We start from the raw sequence: 16,706 nt of genomic DNA on the forward strand, positions 1-16,706 counted from the left end.
ACAAACGCGAAGGACGGGCGGACCAGGCTCATCCCCGGTTCAAGCCAAGGGGGTTACGGTTCCGCCCGTCCGACCCCTGGGGGATGGCCATCCCCCAGGGGTCGCACCCATCATCAAACAATGAATGCAGTTTGAACATGCAAGGGGGCTGCACGGCACATCCTTCACGTAAAACCTATTCCGCCACACTGACGGTAACACCGTTCCCCCGCACCATGAACACGGTTGAGACGCCAGCGCGGTCGAAATCCGCATGGGCGTTGTTGGAAAGACCGGCTTCGCTGCCCCCTCATCCGCCCTACGGGCACCTTCTCCCCGCTGGGGAGAAGAGGGAGTCGAGACGTTGCGGCATTCTCCGGATAGCTGTGCTGCAAACCACGCATCAAGCCGGCACAGCCTTCTCCGTCCACCCGCTGGTCCAGAGTTCGCGCAGCCGGTCGCCGTCGCCCTTGAAGAAATCGTCGCTCGTCGCGCAACGCTCCACCCGGTCGCTGCGGAAATTGCGGATCGCCTGGCGCAATTCGCACCAGGCGACGATATTGGCGGTCTGCGAATAATAAATCAGCGCGACCGGCCGGATCGTCCGCTCGCTCGCACGGCCGAGTTCGTCGCGGTAGCCGAGCATCAGCTTGCGTTCATCGCGGATCGCGCGGCGGACGATCGCAAGGTCGAAGCCTGCCGGCTGCGCGATCGAGCCCCAGGCATAAAGCGCCTTGTTGTCCATCGCCTGGCGCAGCGGCGCCGGCACGGCGCCGGCAATCTTCTGGTTCACCCGGCGCGCGGCCTGTTTCAACTCCTCGTCCGCCGTCCGTTCGAGCAGCGCCAGCGACAGCACGATCGCCTCCATCTCCTCGATCGAGAACATCAGCGGCGGCAGGTCGAAGCCCGGCCGCATGATGTAGCCGATGCCGCGCCCGCCCTCGATCGGCACCCGCATCGCCTGAAGGGCCGCGATGTCGCGATAGATCGAGCGCACGGTTACCTCAAGCGTCTCGGCCATGACAGCCGCCGTCATCGGCTTTCTTGCCAGCCTGAGGATCTGAATGATCTCGAAAAGCCGCGAGGCCTTGCGCATTTAACCTCTCCCATCCGCCATGCTCCTGACAATACACTGTCAGTTGGGTTCCCGTATAGAGCCGCCTATCGGATTGAAATCAATCAGGGTCTCTTGAAAACGGCCCGCAGAACCCAAGGCGGTAACTGACATGAACTACCACGAAAACCTCTGGCTCTTCTTCACCCTTCTCTTCGGCATCATCATCGTGCCGGGCATGGATATGCTCTTCGTGCTCGCCAATTCGCTGACCGGCGGCGTCAAACGCGGGCTGGCGGCGACCGGCGGCATCATGGCCGGCGGCGCCGTGCATTCGGCCTATGGCGCGGCCGGCGTCGGTGTGCTCGTCACCATGCTGCCACAGCTTTTCAACGTGCTGCTCTTTGCCGGCGTCGCCTACATGATCTGGATCGGAATTTCGCTGATCCGCAGTTCGATCACCGTCGAGGCGGTCGGGCCGGGAACCGCGCGCTCCGGCTGGCGCGCTTTCCGCCAGGGCGCCGTCACCTGTCTCGTCAATCCGAAGGCCTATATCTTCATGTTTGCCGTCTACCCGCAGTTCCTCAGGCCGGAATATGGCCCGATCTGGATGCAGGGACTGATCATGGGCGTCATGACTGTCGTCACCCAGTTTGCCATCTACGGCTCGCTGGCGATGACGGCCGGCCGTAGCCGCGACCTGCTCGTCGCCAACCCTGACGTCACGGCCTTTGTTGGCCGCTTCGCCGGACTGCTGCTGGTTGTCGTCTCCGCCTTCAGCCTCTGGCAGGGGTGGAAAAGCGCCTGAACGCCACGGCCTATCACATTGTTTTTATGATGCTCCGGCAAAACGTGACTGCCAGGACGCATGGATTTTGTCATGCTCCCGGTGCAGATTGGCCATCGGCCACCTTGGCCGAGGAGAAATGGAGAGGAATATGAATTGGAAAGCAGTAGCTGCGGCCGCAGCGATGGCAGGAATAGCCGCCGGTTCGGTGACCGCCGCCGACGGCACCCATGATTCGCGCATTGCGCTGATGAAGCAGATCGGCGGTTCGGCCGGGGCCTTGGCAGCCATCGCCAAGGGCACCAAACCCTATGACGCCGAGGCGGTGAAGACGGCGCTGACGACGATTGCCACGACTGCCAAGGTCTTCCCCGATCAGTTCAAGCCGGGCAGCGATATGAACGATCCCGAGGTCAGCCCGAAGGTCTGGGAAAACATGGATGACTTCAAGGCGCGCGCCGCAAAGCTATCCACTGACGCCGAAACTGCGCTCGCTCAGCTTCCGGCCGATGCTGCAGCCGTCGGCGCCACGGTCAATACGCTGGGCGCCAATTGCGGCGGCTGTCACAAGGCCTATCGTATCAAGGAGTGATAGACCGACTGAGCAATTCCAGCAAGGGTGGGCGGCTTGCCTCCGCCTGACGCGAGGAAAATGGAATGCTCCGGATACGCGATCCGCGCCCGCCTTGCCGCCGGCGCGGGTCGCCTTATGTGGGTCGACGGCGCAAATGTCGACAACAGGGGAGGCGGCGCATGGTCCGCAGGTTTATCCGGTTACTGCTCTGTCTGATCGGCGTCGCCGTGCTCGGCGGGGGCGCCTTCTATCTCGTCACCGCACCCGATCCGCTGCCGGAGAGCCATTGGGCGGGTCTCGGCGCGCCGGATCCGGCAAATGGTCAGATGGTCTTCTGGGCGGGCGGCTGCGTCAGCTGTCATGCCGCGCCCGGTTCCCAAGGCGATGCAAAGCTGACACTTGCAGGCGGCCTGACGCTGAAGAGTCCTTTCGGGACCTTCCACGTACCGAACATTTCACCCGATGAAAAAGCCGGCATCGGCGGCTGGACGCTTGCTGAGTTCGGCAATGCGATGAAGCGCGGCGTCGGCCCGGGCGGGCAGCATCTCTACCCGTCTTTTCCCTATGGCTCTTATTCCCGCATGAGCGATAAGGACATCAACGATCTCTTCGCTTTCCTGAAAACCCTGCCGAAGAGCGCAAACGTCGCGCCACCGCATGAACTGCCGTTCCCCTTCAACATCCGGCTTGCGCTCGGCGGCTGGAAATTCCTCTATCTCAGCGACCAGCCGCGCGTCGCCCTGGCAAAGAGCGACGACAAGATCAAGCGCGGGCAGTATCTCGTCGAAGGCCCCGGCCATTGCGGCGAATGCCATACGCCGCGTGATGCGCTCGGCGGCTTCAAGGCCGATATGTGGCTTGCCGGCGCGCCCAATCCGGAAGGCAAGGGCCGCGTGCCCGATATCACCCCGGCCTCCAAGAGCATCGGCGGCTGGAGCGAGGCCGATATCGCCAGCTACCTCGAAACCGGCTTCACCCCCGATTTCGATTCCGTCGGCGGTTCGATGGTCGATGTGCAGCAGAACATCGCCCATCTGCCGGCCTCCGACCGCGAGGCAATCGCCGCCTATCTGAAGGCCGTGCCGAGCCGTTAGTGACGCGGCTAGAGCAATTCCAGCAAAAGTGTGCAGCGGTTTGCGTCCGGAATTGCGCTGACTCGCAGAAAAACGGAAATGCTCTAAGCTGGTTGGCTGGTGCGCTCGACGCCCTTTGCCGCCAGGATCTCGTCAACCGCCGTCGACGTCAGAAATTCCGACAGCTGCTTGGCAGCTTCTGCATCCGTTGAATTGGCGCTGATGCCGATGGCGAAGTCGATGTAACTTTGGAGTTCTGCCGGAAACTGACCGACAAGCATCACCTCGGGAGCAGCGGCGAGAATCGATGTCACGGGAACAACCCCCAACTCGGCCTCACCACGGCCGACGGCCGCCGCTGTCTCCCCTCCTGATATGGCGACCAGCTTGGGCTTGACCTCATCTGCTATTCCCAAGCGTTCCAGCAAACCGGAGAAGTAGCCGCCGCTGGTTCCTTCACTGGCGTAGGCGATTGATCTGGCGCTCTTCAACGCATGCGCAAATGCTTCCACGGACCCGATGCCGAGCGGTCGGCTGCCTGCCTTGGCCGCCACCCCCATCGCTATCCGGCCGAACGCTACCTGGCTCCCCGTCTTGACTTTCCTCAAGGCGGTCAGATCCTGAACCAGGTTCGGATTGGTGATGACGAGGTCAAAAGCTTCCCCCGCTTCAAGCTGCTTCTTTACCACAGGATTGAGCTCCCACTTGACCGCAACCGTGATTCCCGTGGCCGTTTCGAACGGGGATATGAGAGGAAGAACGGCGGGTCGAACCGCAATAGCGCCAAAAAGTCGGATTTGCTGATTCATGGCCTAACCTGCAATCGGTTGAAACGACCTTCCTTGCAATGCGCATCATTCCACGGCTGCCTGGCCATCCCACGGCCCATCGTGTCGGCTTCCGAAACAAACCGACACCGAATGGATCACACAAGGGCCATGCTGGGAATGCACTTATCGAACGCTCTTCTCAAGCGATCGACTGCATGTAGCGCATGCCGGTCACCGGACGGGCGGTGAAATCCAGCTGTTCGTAGAAGCGGTGCGCCAGCACGTTTCCGGTCGCGGCGCTGACGGAGAGGTAGCCGCAGCCGGCATTGCGCGCGGTCTCGCGCGCCCGGTCGACGAGCAACTGGCCAGTGCCGTGGCCGCGATGGCCGTCACGCACGAAGAGATGGTGCAGGTCCATGCCGCGCTTGCCTTCCTGCGCCCTGTAGAGCGGCACGAGAATGGCGTAGCCGATCAGCCCTTCGCTGGTCTCGGCGACGAGCGCATGGATCCAGGGCAGCGGGCCGAAGAGGTCGCGCTCCAGCTGCTCCGCCGTCGTCCCTGCCGCATCGCCGTGATAGGCGGCAAGCAGGGTGATCATCTCGTTGAGTTCGGGCAGGTCGCGCGGCTTGGCGGTGCGGATCGTCACCACCGATGGGCGCATCAGTGAAATTTCGCTGTCTTCGATTTCGGTCATGGTCTTCGCGTCCTTTGATATTCTGCCGTCAGGACGCTGCTGATACAACAAAGCCGCCTGACGGCGGCTTGTTGACAATATGATCTTGTCCAGCCGCCCTTTACAGGTACAGCCAAAAATACGAGCGGCTCTGGTGCGCGTTCTTGATCATGGATCATAGATCGTCGGAAACGCGGGCTTTGTCAATGGCGGATCGGAATCCATCACCGGCATTGAGTCCCGGCTTCGCTCTTGATAATATACCCCCCTATATTATATGAGAATCCATCATGTCCCACACCACCCTGCAGAAAAAGAAGCTCGTCGCCCGCATCAGCCGCCTGAAAGGCCAGATGGAGGCGGTCGAGCGCGCGCTCGAGGCTGAGCGCCCCTGCGGCGAGATCCTGCAACTGCTCGCCTCGATCCGCGGCGCGCTGACCGGGCTGACCGGCGAGGTGCTGGACGATCACCTGCGCGAGCATGTGCTGAATGCCGCCGACGATGCAGCAAGGGCGGAGGCGGTCGAGGAAATATCGGAAGTCTTGAGAACCTATATGCGCTAGAGCAATTCCAGCAAAAGTGTGAAGCGGTTTTCCCAGGCAAAGCGCGAAGCGATTTTGCCGAGAATTGCGTAAAAACAAAAGCTTAGAGTGGTTCTGCGTTTTCATGAAACGCTGAACCGCTCTAAACGCGGCGACGAAGGAGCCTGTCATGAGTGCCGGAATCGAGAAGGCTGGAATCAATGCCTTGGAACATGATCATGTCTTCCTCGGCGCCGATCATACGCGCAACGAGCGGCGCATCTGGCTGGTGATTGCGCTGACGGCAGTGATGATGGTGGCGGAAATCGCCGCCGGCACCGTCTACGGCTCCATGGCCCTGGTCGCCGATGGCTGGCACATGTCGACCCACGCCAGTGCTCTGCTGATTTCCGCACTCGCCTATCTCTTCGCCCGTCGGCAGGCGCGCAATCCGCGTTTCACCTTCGGCACCGGCAAGCTCGGCGATCTCGCCGGCTTCGCCAGCGCCATCATCCTTGCCCTGATCGCCCTACTCATGGCCTGGGAAAGCCTGCTGCGCCTTTCCAATCCCGTGCCGATCGGTTTTGCCCAGGCGATCGCCGTTGCGGTCATCGGCCTTGCCGTCAATCTGGTGAGCGCTTGGCTGCTGGCCGGCGGCGGCCATGTCGCGCATGGCGATCATGCGCATCACGGACATGGCCATCATCATCACGGTCATGGCAATCATGCCCACGCCCATCACAGTCATGCCCATCATGGCCACGGCGACGATGCCCACCACGCAAAGACCGGCGACAACAATATCCGCTCCGCCTATCTGCATGTCATCGCCGATGCCCTGACCTCGGTACTCGCCATCGCCGCGCTGACGCTCGGCAGCCTCTATGGCTGGCTCTGGCTCGATCCCCTGATGGGTATCGTCGGCGGGTTGGTGATCGCCAATTGGTCCTGGAGCCTGATGAAATCTTCCGGCGGCGTCCTGCTCGACGTCATTTCCGAAGGCGAGACGTTGCCGGCCGAAATCCGCGGCGCCATCGAGACGGAGGACGACCGGATCACCGATCTGCATGTCTGGCAGGTCGGTCCCGGCCATCATGCCGCGATCGTCGCCGTCCTAACTTCACAGCCGCGCGATCCGGCTTTCTACAAGGGCAGGCTTTCGGCGCTGGAAGAACTGTCGCATGTGACGGTCGAGGTCACCCGCGCGGCGTGATCGGGGGCGGGCGGACAATCAACATCGCTCGGCGGACGACAAAGCTCGCTCGGCGGACGACAAGGTCGCCGCGAGGACGAGATGCCGCCGCAATCGCGCCTTAGCTCTGTGCTCCTGATTTGCCGGAGGATTTCATGGATCTCAGTCTGACCCGCCGCATGCTGATAGGCTCGGCATTGTGCCTGTCATCGATGGGCTTGGCCGCGCTGGCGCTTCCCGCCAACGCCGAGGAGGGGGCCGAGGAAGCTCCCAAGGAGAGTGGCGAGGAGGGTGACGACAACATCGAGCGCCGCCTTGCCGCACTGGAAAAACGCACCGGTGGCCGCCTCGGCGTCTCGGTGCTCGATACCCAGACGAGCATCTCCTTCGGCTATCGCGGCAGCGAGGCCTTTCCGATGTGCAGTACCTTCAAGGCGCTGGCTGCCGCTTTCGTGCTTGGCCGCGCCGACAAGGGCGAGGAAAACCTCGATCGGCGGGTGACCTATGGCAAGGACAAGCTCGTTGACTATTCGCCGCTCAGCGAAAAACATGCCGGAACCGATGGCATGACCGTCGCCGAACTCTGCGAGGCGGCGGTGACCGTCAGCGACAACACGGCCGGCAATCTGCTGCTCGAAAGTTTTGGCGGTCCGGCGGCGCTGACCGAATGGCTGCGCTCGATCGGCGATGGCACGACCCGTCTCGACCGCACCGAACCGACGCTGAACGAGGGCAAGAAGGGCGATCCGCGTGACACGACGACCCCGGATGCGATGCTCGACACGCTCGGCAACCTGACGCTCGGCTCGGTCCTCGCTGAAGCCTCCTCAGACAGGCTGATCGCCTGGTTGGTGGCGAGCACCACAGGCAAGGAACGGCTGCGCGCCGGCTTGCCGGCGGATTGGAAGGTCGGAGACAAGACCGGCACCGGCCCGAACGGCTCGCTCGGCGATATCGCGGTAATCTGGCCGCCGGATCGCGGCCCGATCGTCGCTGCCGTCTATATCAGCGAGACGACCGTGCCGGTGAAGGAACTCAACCCGATCTTTGCCGAAGTCGGCCGCATGGTCGTCGAGATGGTGTGAGTGGGAAAATGCGAAGGGGGTGATCGACAGTTGTCGCGTGTGAAAACCCCTGCCCAACCCCTCCCCACAAGGGGGAGGGGCTGCTGTGTGGCACCCATCGCATTTCATTCCTGACGATGCAGCATGTGGCGACGTATTTTGGTGGCAGGGACCGCCACGGGTTAGTCCCTCCCCCTTGTGGGGAGGGGTTGGGGAGGGGCCTTTGTCTCGCTAGAGGAGGGCTCCCCATCAAGGCAGCGTATAGGCGATCACGTAATCGCCGGGCTTGGTGCCGACCGAGCCGTGGCCGCCGGCGACCATGACGACATATTGCTTGTTGTCATCCGCCGTATAGGTCATCGGCGTCGCCTGGCCGCCGGCGGGAAGCCGCGCCTGCCAGAGCTCTCGCCCGTTTGTCACGTCATAGGCGCGCAGGTAGTCGTCGACCGCAGCCCCCAGGAAGGCGACGCCGCCCTTGGTCAGCATCGGCCCGCCGATGCCAGGCACGCCCACCTTGACGGGCAGCGGCAATGGCGTCATGTCACGCACGGTGCCGTTCTTATGCATATAGGCGATCTTGCCGGTGCGCAGGTCGACGCCCGCAACATAGCCCCACGGCGGCGCCTGGCAGGGGATTTTGAGCAGTCCGAGGAAGGGGCCCATGAAGACGCCGTAGGGCGCGCCGTCATTGCGGTTGAGCCCCTGTTCGCTGCCCTTCTCGTCCTGGCCTCTCGGCGGAATGTCGGCGGCCGGCACCAGCCGCGAGGTGAAGGAGAGATAGGTCGGCATGCCGAACATGATCTGCCGCTCAGGGTCCACCGCCACCGAGCCCCAGTTGAAGGTGCCGAAATTGCCGGGATAGACGATCGTCCCTTTAAGCGAAGGCGGCGTGTAGCGGCCCTCATAGTGGTAGCGGTGGAAGTCGATGCGGCAGGCCATCTGATCGAACAGTGACACGCCCCACATGTCCTTTTCCTGGAGAGGCTCGGGCGAGAAGGTGAGGTCCGAGATCGGCTGCGTCGGCGAGGTATGATCGCCCGAGACCGCGCCGCCTGGCGCCGGTATTTCCTTGACCGGGATGATCGGTTCGCCGCTGCGCCGGTCGAGCACATAGATATCGCCCTGCTTGGTCGGGCCGACGAGGGCGGGAACCACGGTTCCGTCCTGCTTCGTCAGGTCGATCAGCGCCGGCTGGGCCGGCACGTCCATGTCCCAGAGATCGTGATGCACCGTCTGGCGCACCCAGCGCATCTGGCCGGTGGCGATATCGAGCGCGACGATCGAGGAGGAGAATTTCTCGACATTGTCGCTGCGGTTGATGCCGATCTGGTCGGGCACCTGGTTGCCGAGCGGGATGTAGACCATGCCGAGCGCCTCGTCGACGCTGAAGACCGACCAACTGTTCGGCGAGTTGGTCGTGTAGGTCTGGTCCCCGGTGATCGGCGTCGTCACATCGGGATTGCCGGAATCCCAGTTCCAGACCAGCGCGCCGGTGTTGATGTCGAAGGCGCGGATGACGCCGGATTGTTCCTCGGTCGAATAATTGTCGTTCACCGCCCCGCCGACGATGATCTTGCCCGCCACCGCGACCGGCGGCGAGGTGGAATAATAATAGCCGGCCGGGTTGTAGCGCATGCCGGTTTCCAAATGCAGCACGCCCTGGTCGGCAAAACTGGTGCAGACCTTCCCGTCCGCCGCATCGAGCGCAATCAGCCGGACATCGGAGGTCGGCAGGTAGACGCGCTCGGCGCAGGGCTGGCCGGCGGCAACGGCAGGATCGGCATAATAGGTGACGCCGCGGCAGGTCTGATGCTGCCGGTCGGGGTTCATGCCGGAGTTGGCGTCGTATTTCCATTTCTCCTTGCCGGTCTTGGCGTCGAGCGCGATCGCCCAGTTATGCGGCGTGCAGAGATAGAGCGTGTCCTTCACCTTGAGCGGCGTCACCTGATAGGTCGTCTCGCCGACATCGTCCGGCCGCTTGACGTCGCCGGTCTGGTATCGCCACGCTTCCTTGAGGGTGGAGACGTTCTCGGTGGTGATCTGGTCGAGTGGCGAATAGCGCTGGCCGAAGGCCGTGCGGCCATATTGATGCCATTCGCCATCCGGCACGCTGCCGCCGAAGGCGGGGTTGGCGGCAACTGTATCCTTAGGCAACTCGCCGGCAAGGTCATGCGGGTCGGTCGTCATCGAATAGAGGGCGACGAGGATGGCGAGGATGACAGGCACGGCGAGCGGCCATGGGTTCGCGGCGTAGGTGATGCCGGTCGGACTGCGCAGGCCGAGCGGCCGACGGATCCATGGCGTCAGCAGCCAGAGCCCGAGCAGGATGATCATGCCGCCGCGCGGCCCGAGCTGCCACCAGTCGAAGCCAACCTCCCAGATCGCCCAGGCGAGCGCAGCAACGACGAGCACCGCATAGACCCAGAGCGCCACCGCCTTGCGCATCAGCAGCAGCCCGGCGGTGATCAGGAACATCAGCCCGGCGAACAGGTAGAAGACGCTGCCACCGAGCGTGACGAGCCACAGCCCGCCGCCGCCAAGAGCCAGCCCGATGATGATGAAGAAAATGGAGGTGATGACGATCGCCATAAGGCTGTCTCCCGCTGAGGTTAGCCGGGGTGGAGGATCGGCGGAAAAGTCCCGCCGATCCGGCAGATAGCGCGAAGGAGATGCCTTTCAACGGCCACAATTGCCGCAGGGTGCCGGTGCGCCGAACGGGGCGTCGGGCCGGATGGAAGCGGATCGATATGGCGTAACTGCGCCACCAAAACGGGCGAGAGCGCCCGTCACGTTCCGCAGAAGGTCGCAAGCACCCGTTCGCTAGGCTTCGGCGGTTCCCGATAGGCGGCAAAGCCAGGCTGATCCTCATAGGGTTTCGAAAGCACGCCCAGCAGCGCCTCGAACAGGGAAAAATCGCCGTTCTCGACGGCGGCCTCGATCGCCTGTTCGACCCGGTGATTGCGTGGGATAAAGGCCGGATTGACGCTCCGCATGGCAATGGCGCGCTCAGTGGCCGTCTGCGGATCGCGTGACAGCCGCTCGCGCCACTGCGTGAGCCACGCACCGCAGGCTTCCGGCTCGCGGAAACTCGCCGCGAATTCAGGCTCTGCGGCGTCATCGCCGGCAAGATCCGACAGCCGCCGGAAGGTCAGGGTGAAATCGGCGCCCTGCGCCTGCATCAGCGACAGCAGCGCCTGCACCAGGTCGAGATCGCCGTCCTCTTCGCCGGCAAGGCCGATCTTTTCGCGCATGCCGGCCAGCCAATGCGCCTGGAACCGTTCGCCGTAACTCTTGATCACCGCATTCGCCTTATCGACGGCGCTGTCGGGCTCGGCGTCGATCAGCGGCAGCAGCGTTTCGCCGAGCCTTGCGAGGTTCCATTGGCCGATGCCGGGCTGGTTGGCATAGGCGTAACGCCCATGCTGATCGATGGATGAAAAGACGGTCGCCGGATCATAGGTATCCACGAAGGCGCAGGGGCCGAAATCGATCGTCTCGCCGGAGACGGTCATATTATCCGTGTTCATCACGCCATGGATGAAGCCGACATGCAGCCAGCGGGCAATCAGCGCCGCCTGGCGCTCGGAGACCGCATCGAAAAGCGCGAGATAGGGGTTCTCGGCCTCTTTCAATGCCGGATAGTGCCGGTCGATCACATAATCGGCCAGAGCCCGCACGCCGTCGGTGTCGCCCCGGGCCGCGAAATACTGGAACGTGCCGACGCGGATATGGCTGGCCGCGACGCGGGTGAAGACCGCGCCCGGCAGCACCTCTTCGCGATAGACCGGCTCGCCTGTCGTCACCGCCGCCAGCGCCCGCGTGGCCGGAATGCCGAGCGCAAACATCGCCTCGCTGATGAGATATTCCCTGAGCACCGGCCCGAGTGCCGCCCGGCCATCGCCGCGGCGCGAAAACGGTGTCGGCCCGGCGCCCTTCAGCTGGATATCGTAGCGCTTGCCGCTGCGGTCGACCACTTCGCCGAGCAGGATCGCCCGCCCGTCACCGAGCTGCGGCGAGAAGCCGCCGAACTGGTGCCCGGCATAGGCCATCGCCAGCGGTTCGGCCCCTTCGGGAACGAGATTGCCGGAAAAGATCGCCGCGCCATCGCGGCGCAAGGCCTCGACATCGAGCCCGAGTTCGGCGGCGAGCGGCTCGTTGAGCTTGATCAGCCAAGGCTCCGCCACCGCAGTCGGCGCTTGCGCCGCAAAGAAGTGCGGCGGCAAACCAACATAACTGTTGTCGAACGGAAAGGCCGCACCGGGCCGGTTTTTCTGCAGGGCGGAGGTCATGGTTCATAGGTAGGGCTAGGATGCATGCCGCGCAAGCCGGGGGATGAAGACCTTCACGAAGATCAGACCCATGCAAGGAATTGTGATCTGCCTTTACCTCTCGTCAAAGCAGCTTTGCCATAAACGACATAGCGCCGCCATGATCGCGGGCGTATAGCAATTCGTCTCCCCTTGGCTTTGCGCCATGTCATCCCCCCGCGGCCTTGCTGCCTTGTGTGCTCCGCCGCGCCACCGCGAGTGATCCCGGACGATGTCGGATCAGATTTACCAGGCGCCGATGGTTCGGCGCGCCACGCCCAATTTCCGGGTGATCGCGATGATTGTCGCGAGTGCGATGCTGATGGAAAACATCGATGCGACCGTGCTTGCGACCGCGCTGCCCACCATGGCGCACGATTTCGGCGTCAGCGCCCCGGCCATGTCGATCGCCCTGACCTCCTATCTCCTGAGCCTTGCGATCTTCATTCCGGCAAGCGGCCGGATGGCCGACAGTTTCGGCTCCCGCACCGTTTTCCGCTCGGCCATCGCCGTCTTCGTCGTCGGCTCCATCCTCTGTGCGCTGGCGCCGACGCTGTCCTTCCTGGTGCTGGCCCGGCTGCTTCAGGGCATAGGCGGCGCGATGATGATGCCGGTCGGGCGCCTGGTGCTGATGCGCAGCGTCGACCGCAAGGATATGGTCAGCGCCATGTCCTGGCTGCTCGTGCCGGCGCTGATCGGCCCGATCGTCGGCCCGCCGCTCGGCGGCTTCATCGTCACCTATCTCGACTGGCGCTGGATCTTTTACATCAACGTGCCGATCGGCATCATCGGCATGATCTTCGTCTCGATCTACATCGACGAGGTGAAGGGCAAGGCAAGCGGTCCATTCGATACGGTCGGCTTCGTCCTCTCGGGCATCTCGCTCGGTTCGCTGCTCTTCGGCTTCGAAATGTCGAGCCATGAAGGCGAGGGTGCCTTCTCGATCTTCCTGATCGCCATCGGCCTGCTCTTCGGCATCGCCTATCTCAGACATGCCCGCAAACATCCGTCGCCGATCATGGATTTTTCGCTGATGAAGGTGCCGAGCTTCGGCACGTCGGTCATCGCCGGTTCGCTGACGCGCATCACCCAGGGCGCGCAGCCCTTCCTGCTGCCGCTGCTCTTCCAGATCGGCTTCCGCCTGTCTGCGGCTGCGGCCGGCCAGATCATCATCGCGACCGCGCTTGGCGCTCTCGCCATGAAGCCGATGGCGAAGTTTGTCTTCCGCCGGCTGGGCTTCCGCAGGAGCCTCATCCTCAACGGCATCCTCGGGACGATCGGCTATGGCCTCTGTGCTGCCTTCCGGCCGGACTGGCCGATGCCGCTGGTCTTTATCGTCCTGGTGCTCAGCGCCTTCTTCCTGTCGTTCCAGTTCACCGCCTATAACACCATTGCCTATGACGAGATCAGCAAGGAGCGGATGAGCTCGGCAACCAGCTTCTACACCACCTTCCAGCAGCTCATGCTGTCGCTCGGCATCTGCATCGGCGCCTTGGCGCTGCACGGCTCCATGGCCTTGTCAGGCACTGAGACGCCGGCCCTTGGCGATTTCTCGGCAGCCTTCATCGTCGTCACGATCATCTCGATCACCGCCACCTTCTGGAACCTGCGCTTCTCGCCGACCGCCGGCGAGGAGATCACCGGCTACAAGGCCAAACAGAAGAAAGGCGCCGCCGCCAAAGGCTGACACGGCATACCCTAGTCGGATACAGCGTCTCCTCCCTCTCAGGTCGTTACGCCGCCTGCGGCAGGCATGCCTCGCAGATCGCCGCGACATGGCGGTGGTCGGTGCCGCAACAGCCGCCAAGCACGCGCATCGCAGGCATGCGGTCGATGAGCTTGCGGTAGCGGCGGCCGAGATCTTCAGGATCGCCCGCATCCAGCGTTTCGCTATTGTCCAACTGCTCGTGGCTCATGGCCGAGGCATTGGCGCGGATGCCGGAAATGCGCTTCACCCAGGCGCTTCCAGGATCGAGCGCTGTTTCGAAATGCGTCGGATGGGCGCAGTTGATCATGTAATAGGCCGGGGCTCCGCCGGTCGCCGCATCCGTCGTCTCGATCGCGTCCTGAATGCTGCGACCCGTCACCAGCCGACCATCCGTCTCCAGCGTGAAGGAGATGACCGAGGGCATGCCGAGCGACTGTGCTGCCCGCGCCACGCCGATCGCCTCGTCGATATTGGTCAGCGTGAAGGCGCTCACCATGTCGGCTTCCGTGCCGGCAAAAGCCCCGATCTGAAAGGCGTGGTAGTCTTCCGCTTCGGCCGCATCCATGAAGCCTGCCTTGTAACCATCGCCGCGCGGGCCGATCGCGCCGCTGATGACGATCGGCTGCTCCGGCCGCTCATAGGCGCTGCGTAAGTCGACGAGCAGGTCGACGGCTTTCTCGTTGACCGCCTTCAGGGCCTGGCTGGTATAGCCGAGCTTCTGCCCCCAGTCCGGATTGGCCCGCCATGTGGCGGTGTCGAGCACGAAGCCCGTGCCGTGCCGCCGTGCGATATCGAGATAACGGCGATAGTAATTCCGCATGCGTTGCCGCCCGTCTTCGGAAGACAGCAATATGAAGGCGGCGAAATGCGGTAGCTCGATCCCTTCCTGGAAGATCATCGTCGTTTCCATGCCGCCGTCGGTAATGAAGGTGCCGCCTTTGAGCTGCGGCAAACCGTTTCTGTACTTTGCCATTGTTGAAGCCTCTCCCTCGCGGCCCCCGATTGGCTGCCGTCGATGAATTATGTTCTGGCGCTTAATCGGCTGTCAAACTAGGCGACTTGCGGTATACTCCAGGCGGTTTTGGCTTTTGCCGATTGATATCAATCGCTTGCTTCAGCCGAAGCCGTCGGGGGCGTAAGAAAGCTTGAACGAGTGGCGCTGAAAACTGTACCGGCGGTACAGGAGGGGACATGCGAAAGGGCGAGGAAACGCGGACCCGCATCCTCGATGTGGCCGAAGCGGCAGTCTTGCAGAAGGGTTTCGGCGGCACCTCCATCGAGGAGCTGATCGCCGAGACCGGCATCACCAAGAGCGGCTTCTTCTATCATTTCAGGGACAAGAACGAACTCGCCAAGGCGTTGCTCAACCGCTACATCGAAAATGACGAGCGCATCTATGATGAGATCTTCAGCCGCGCGCGCGATCTGACCGACGATCCGCTGCAATCCTTCTTGCTCGGCCTGAAGCTGCTTTCCGAACTGCTCTCCGACCTGCCGAACGGCCATCCCGGCTGCCTTGTGGCGGGCATCTGCTATTACGAACGGCTGTTCGACCGGGAGATACAGGAGATCAACCGGAATGCGGTGCTTGCCTGGCGGCGCCGTTTCGGCCGCATGCTCCGGGACATCGTGGCAGTCTATCCGCTGCGCGAACCCGTCGACGTCGACCAGCTCGCCGACATGGTGTCCTCCGTCCTGGAAGGCGGCATCGTTTTGTCGAAGACGCTGAAGGAACCGAACACGCTGGCCGAGCAGGTGCTGATGCTCCGCACCTTCGTGAGGATGCTCTTCCTGCCGGTGGCAGCGATGCCGAGGGCCTAAAGCAATTCCAGCAAAGGTGCGAAGCGGTTTTGCGTCCGGAATCGCGCTAACCTCCTCAGTCCCCGTCCTCCAGTGCCGCCGCCATGTCCGCGAGCTTGCGCACAGTGTTGAGATTGCGCGACGTCCCCGGCTTCAACGCCGGCAGCTTCAGCTTCGAGCGGCCGGAACCATTGGGATAGTGCACATAGATTTCCCGGCCGGCGAGCTTCGCCTCCTCGCCGTCGGGCGCCACCATCGTCTCCAGTGCATCGCCGGGCGCCTTTTCAGGCAGGAAATAGACGAGCAGGAAGTTCGGCTTGGCATCAGGAAAGGGCGCGTCGGCAACGATCCCATCGAGTTCCTTGCGGCGGCGCACCATCACGCCCGGCCGCTTGCCCATCGTCTTGCCGAGCGCCTCGTCAAGCCGCTCCTCTACCGTCTTTTCCGCTTCATCCGAACGGAAAAGCACGTTGCCGCTCTGGATGTAGGTCTTGACGTCGGAAAAGCCGAGGCCTTGGCAGATCGCCTTCAGCTCGGCCATCGGCAAAGAGCCGGTGCCGCCGACATTGACGGCGCGAAGCAATGCAACAAAGACCGTCATCGGCTCCTCCGAAACCTTTACATCTTCTCTGCCACCTTGATCGCAAACGCATATTCAAACGCGATCTCTTCCAGCCGCTGGAAGCGGCCGGAGGCGCCGCCATGGCCGGCGTCCATGTTGGTCTTGAGCAGGATCGGCGCGACGCCCGTCGTCTTGTCGCGCAGCTTCGCCACCCATTTGGCCGGCTCCCAATAGGTGACGCGCGGGTCGGTCAGGCCGCCGAGCGCCAGGATCGGCGGATAGGCTTTTGCGCCGACATTGTCGTAGGGCGAGTAGGATGCGATCTGCTCGTATTCTTGCCTGCTGTCGATCGGGTTGCCCCATTCCGGCCATTCCGGCGGGGTGAGCGGCAAAGTGTCGTCGAGCATGGTGTTGAGCACGTCGACGAAGGGAACGGCGGCGATGAGGCCGGCGAACTTCTCCGGCGCCATGTTGGCTACCGCACCCATCAGCATGCCGCCGGCCGATCCGCCCTCGGCGATGATCTTCGCGTAAGAGGTGAACTTCTGTTGATTCAGATAATCGGCCGCTGCGACGAAGTCCTTGAAGGTATTTGTCTTCTTGTCCATCTTGCCGTCTTCGTACCAGGCAAATCCTTTGTCC

General features: G+C 62.9%; 16 protein-coding genes. 8 read left to right on the forward strand and 8 right to left on the reverse strand.

All coding sequences use genetic code 11. From position 1 onward, the window contains the following. Positions 1-382: 382 nt before the first annotated feature. Positions 383-1,075: a helix-turn-helix transcriptional regulator gene (locus AC1ECN_RS35985; RefSeq protein ID WP_024322805.1), complete on the reverse strand. Its 693-nt coding sequence runs from the start codon at positions 1,073-1,075 to the stop codon at positions 383-385. A gap of 130 nt (positions 1,076-1,205) precedes the next feature. On the opposite strand from AC1ECN_RS35985, the gene AC1ECN_RS35990 reads away from it, so the two are divergent. The 3 genes from AC1ECN_RS35990 to AC1ECN_RS36000 all read left to right on the forward strand — a co-directional run bounded on the left by AC1ECN_RS35990 (position 1,206) and on the right by AC1ECN_RS36000 (position 3,488). After that, positions 1,206-1,841, forward strand: coding sequence for a LysE family translocator (locus tag AC1ECN_RS35990; RefSeq protein WP_024322806.1), 636 nt, complete (start codon positions 1,206-1,208; stop codon positions 1,839-1,841). Between the two features lie 130 nt (positions 1,842-1,971). After that, a complete protein-coding gene (locus tag AC1ECN_RS35995) occupies positions 1,972-2,412 on the forward strand; it encodes a c-type cytochrome (protein ID WP_018484403.1) in 441 nt (146 codons plus the stop codon). 161 nt (positions 2,413-2,573) lie between these two features. Further along, positions 2,574-3,488: a cytochrome c gene (locus AC1ECN_RS36000; RefSeq protein ID WP_130672254.1), complete on the forward strand. Its 915-nt coding sequence runs from the start codon at positions 2,574-2,576 to the stop codon at positions 3,486-3,488. An 83-nt stretch (positions 3,489-3,571) separates the two neighbouring features. Here the strand turns inward: AC1ECN_RS36000 and AC1ECN_RS36005 are convergent, their stop codons facing one another. Together AC1ECN_RS36005 and AC1ECN_RS36010 are read right to left on the reverse strand one after the other, a co-directional pair. Next, positions 3,572-4,276, reverse strand: a complete 705-nt coding sequence (locus AC1ECN_RS36005) for a molybdate ABC transporter substrate-binding protein (protein ID WP_018070891.1) — start codon at positions 4,274-4,276, stop codon at positions 3,572-3,574. Positions 4,277-4,436: 160 nt separating this feature from the next. Continuing rightward, on the reverse strand, positions 4,437-4,931 hold the full coding sequence (locus AC1ECN_RS36010) for a GNAT family N-acetyltransferase (protein WP_130672255.1): 495 nt from the start codon (positions 4,929-4,931) through the stop codon (positions 4,437-4,439). A gap of 269 nt (positions 4,932-5,200) precedes the next feature. On the opposite strand from AC1ECN_RS36010, the gene dmeR reads away from it, so the two are divergent. From dmeR to bla, 3 genes are all read left to right on the forward strand, one after another. Then, positions 5,201-5,473 (forward strand): Ni(II)/Co(II)-sensing transcriptional repressor DmeR, encoded by a 273-nt coding sequence (gene dmeR / locus AC1ECN_RS36015; protein ID WP_003546569.1) that lies wholly within the window; start codon positions 5,201-5,203, stop codon positions 5,471-5,473. 148 nt (positions 5,474-5,621) lie between these two features. Further along, the gene (gene dmeF / locus AC1ECN_RS36020; protein WP_130672256.1) at positions 5,622-6,644 is read left to right on the forward strand and encodes a CDF family Co(II)/Ni(II) efflux transporter DmeF; all 1,023 of its coding nucleotides are present in this window, start codon (positions 5,622-5,624) and stop codon (positions 6,642-6,644) included. 134 nt (positions 6,645-6,778) lie between these two features. Further along, a complete protein-coding gene (bla, locus tag AC1ECN_RS36025) occupies positions 6,779-7,708 on the forward strand; it encodes a class A beta-lactamase (RefSeq protein WP_130672257.1) in 930 nt (309 codons plus the stop codon). A 228-nt stretch (positions 7,709-7,936) separates the two neighbouring features. On the opposite strand, the gene AC1ECN_RS36030 is transcribed toward bla, so the two are convergent. Both AC1ECN_RS36030 and AC1ECN_RS36035 read right to left on the reverse strand, forming a co-directional pair. Next, entirely contained in the window at positions 7,937-10,276 is a 2,340-nt protein-coding gene (locus AC1ECN_RS36030) for a glucose/quinate/shikimate family membrane-bound PQQ-dependent dehydrogenase (RefSeq protein ID WP_130672258.1), read from the reverse strand. Positions 10,277-10,473: 197 nt separating this feature from the next. Next, positions 10,474-11,976, reverse strand: a complete 1,503-nt coding sequence (locus AC1ECN_RS36035) for a protein adenylyltransferase SelO (protein WP_130672259.1) — start codon at positions 11,974-11,976, stop codon at positions 10,474-10,476. Between the two features lie 250 nt (positions 11,977-12,226). Between AC1ECN_RS36035 and AC1ECN_RS36040 the strand changes: the two genes are divergently transcribed. Continuing rightward, entirely contained in the window at positions 12,227-13,681 is a 1,455-nt protein-coding gene (locus AC1ECN_RS36040) for a DHA2 family efflux MFS transporter permease subunit (protein ID WP_130672260.1), read from the forward strand. A gap of 46 nt (positions 13,682-13,727) precedes the next feature. On the opposite strand, the gene AC1ECN_RS36045 is transcribed toward AC1ECN_RS36040, so the two are convergent. Continuing rightward, the gene (locus tag AC1ECN_RS36045; RefSeq protein ID WP_130672261.1) at positions 13,728-14,675 is read right to left on the reverse strand and encodes a homocysteine S-methyltransferase family protein; all 948 of its coding nucleotides are present in this window, start codon (positions 14,673-14,675) and stop codon (positions 13,728-13,730) included. 218 nt (positions 14,676-14,893) lie between these two features. Here AC1ECN_RS36045 and AC1ECN_RS36050 point away from each other — a divergent pair, with 218 nt between their 5' ends. Continuing rightward, positions 14,894-15,523, forward strand: coding sequence for a TetR/AcrR family transcriptional regulator (locus tag AC1ECN_RS36050; RefSeq protein ID WP_018070899.1), 630 nt, complete (start codon positions 14,894-14,896; stop codon positions 15,521-15,523). Between the two features lie 55 nt (positions 15,524-15,578). On the opposite strand, the gene AC1ECN_RS36055 is transcribed toward AC1ECN_RS36050, so the two are convergent. After that, entirely contained in the window at positions 15,579-16,103 is a 525-nt protein-coding gene (locus AC1ECN_RS36055) for a DUF1697 domain-containing protein (protein WP_130672262.1), read from the reverse strand. A gap of 17 nt (positions 16,104-16,120) precedes the next feature. After that, a partial coding sequence (locus tag AC1ECN_RS36060) for a prolyl oligopeptidase family serine peptidase (RefSeq protein ID WP_477955729.1) occupies positions 16,121-16,706 on the reverse strand: 586 nt, incomplete at its 5' end.

The organism is Rhizobium sp. 01N447_2 (assembly GCF_056399245.1).

Bases quoted from the DNA above. Each gene is read 5' to 3' on its own strand.
- dmeR (WP_003546569.1), top strand. From the start codon at position 5,201: ATGTCCCACACCACCCTGCAGAAAAAGAAGCTCGTCGCCCGCATCAGC.
- AC1ECN_RS35995 (WP_018484403.1), top strand. From the start codon at position 1,972: ATGAATTGGAAAGCAGTAGCTGCGGCCGCAGCGATGGCAGGAATAGCC.
- AC1ECN_RS36010 (WP_130672255.1), bottom strand. From the start codon at position 4,931: ATGACCGAAATCGAAGACAGCGAAATTTCACTGATGCGCCCATCGGTG.
- AC1ECN_RS36040 (WP_130672260.1), top strand. From the start codon at position 12,227: ATGTCGGATCAGATTTACCAGGCGCCGATGGTTCGGCGCGCCACGCCC.
- dmeF (WP_130672256.1), top strand. From the start codon at position 5,622: ATGAGTGCCGGAATCGAGAAGGCTGGAATCAATGCCTTGGAACATGAT.
- AC1ECN_RS36055 (WP_130672262.1), bottom strand. From the start codon at position 16,103: ATGACGGTCTTTGTTGCATTGCTTCGCGCCGTCAATGTCGGCGGCACC.
- AC1ECN_RS35985 (WP_024322805.1), bottom strand. From the start codon at position 1,075: ATGCGCAAGGCCTCGCGGCTTTTCGAGATCATTCAGATCCTCAGGCTG.
- AC1ECN_RS36005 (WP_018070891.1), bottom strand. From the start codon at position 4,276: ATGAATCAGCAAATCCGACTTTTTGGCGCTATTGCGGTTCGACCCGCC.
- AC1ECN_RS35990 (WP_024322806.1), top strand. From the start codon at position 1,206: ATGAACTACCACGAAAACCTCTGGCTCTTCTTCACCCTTCTCTTCGGC.
- AC1ECN_RS36050 (WP_018070899.1), top strand. From the start codon at position 14,894: ATGCGAAAGGGCGAGGAAACGCGGACCCGCATCCTCGATGTGGCCGAA.
- AC1ECN_RS36045 (WP_130672261.1), bottom strand. From the start codon at position 14,675: ATGGCAAAGTACAGAAACGGTTTGCCGCAGCTCAAAGGCGGCACCTTC.
- AC1ECN_RS36030 (WP_130672258.1), bottom strand. From the start codon at position 10,276: ATGGCGATCGTCATCACCTCCATTTTCTTCATCATCATCGGGCTGGCT.
- bla (WP_130672257.1), top strand. From the start codon at position 6,779: ATGGATCTCAGTCTGACCCGCCGCATGCTGATAGGCTCGGCATTGTGC.
- AC1ECN_RS36035 (WP_130672259.1), bottom strand. From the start codon at position 11,976: ATGACCTCCGCCCTGCAGAAAAACCGGCCCGGTGCGGCCTTTCCGTTC.
- AC1ECN_RS36000 (WP_130672254.1), top strand. From the start codon at position 2,574: ATGGTCCGCAGGTTTATCCGGTTACTGCTCTGTCTGATCGGCGTCGCC.